The organism is Syntrophomonas sp. UBA1041 (assembly GCF_002316705.1).
Lineage (GTDB): Bacteria > Bacillota > Syntrophomonadia > Syntrophomonadales > Syntrophomonadaceae > DTU019.
In genome coordinates this window covers 2397-3376 of the sequence record NZ_DCEA01000085.1, presented here as the reverse complement: position 1 = coordinate 3376, position 980 = coordinate 2397, and the positions used below count along the sequence as shown (strand labels likewise).

Sequence of the window (980 nt, the reverse complement as noted above, 5' to 3'; positions counted from 1 at the left end):
TCCGGCTTGGAATATAATTAAGCAAATGTTTGAAAGGGGATTTCTCATATGACGGTACAACCCGAATACATCACAGGCGTTGCCGATATGCTGAAGCAATTGCCATTAGGCGCTTTTCTGACGGTCAAGTCTGGCGATAAGATTAACACCATGACAATCGGCTGGGGCTCAATCGGTTATATCTGGAATAAACCCATTATGATGGTTATGGTGAGGTATTCGCGATACACCCATGAGCTGATCAAAGACGCTCCCGATTTTTCCGTAAGTGTTCCTCTGGACGGCCATCTTAAAAAAACCCTGGCTGGCGCAGGGAGCAAATCGGGACGTGACATCGACAAATTCGAAGCCTTTGACCTGGCCGCGAAACCAGCCAGAAGCATTGCCAGTCCGGTTATCGACAACTGCGGCCTGATCTATGAATGCCGGGTTTTGTATAAGCATCCTATGGACCCGGCGGCTTTTGATGCGGTATTGGACAGCAAATTATACAAAACCAAGGACTATCATGTGCTCTATTATGGTGAGATTGTAGCCAATTACAATAACCGGGCTTAAGGGGGTAAGAACCTGGCCTGTTTTACAGGATACAGCCTTCCCCCCGGCCTGCTTATCAGATTTTTATTAAGTCTTTGTGCAGGAATACGTTGCCTACCAGGTTTTCGTTTCCAGCCCGTCCGCCGATCCAGAAATAGACCCTGGAGCTGTCGGTTTGCACCTGGACTTCATAAATATTAAAATTGGCGATAAATTCGATGTCGTTTTGAGATTTCGGTGCGATAGTGAAGGTTTCATCCAGCAGAACGGTTTTGGGCACCGGTTCGAGATCATAAATGATAACCCGGGCTTGATGTTCTCTCTGTCCGTTATTCAACGCCAGAACTCTGACATTGTTACCGTTTTGGCTGATACTTACAGGACCGGTGGTATAACGGTTGTCTAGTGTGGCCATGCTCTTAGCCTCCTCGTTTGGTTTATAT

2 protein-coding genes are annotated in these 980 nt (G+C 46.8%); one reads left to right on the top strand and one right to left on the bottom strand.

The genetic code is table 11. From position 1 onward, the window contains the following. The first annotated feature begins 48 nt into the window (after positions 1–48). Positions 49–558, top strand: a complete 510-nt coding sequence (locus tag B2633_RS12630; RefSeq protein ID WP_483171053.1) for a flavin reductase family protein — start codon at positions 49–51, stop codon at positions 556–558. A gap of 55 nt (positions 559–613) precedes the next feature. Here the strand turns inward: B2633_RS12630 and B2633_RS12625 are convergent. Next, a partial coding sequence (locus B2633_RS12625) for a hypothetical protein (RefSeq protein WP_483171051.1) occupies positions 614–980 on the bottom strand: 367 nt, incomplete at its 5' end.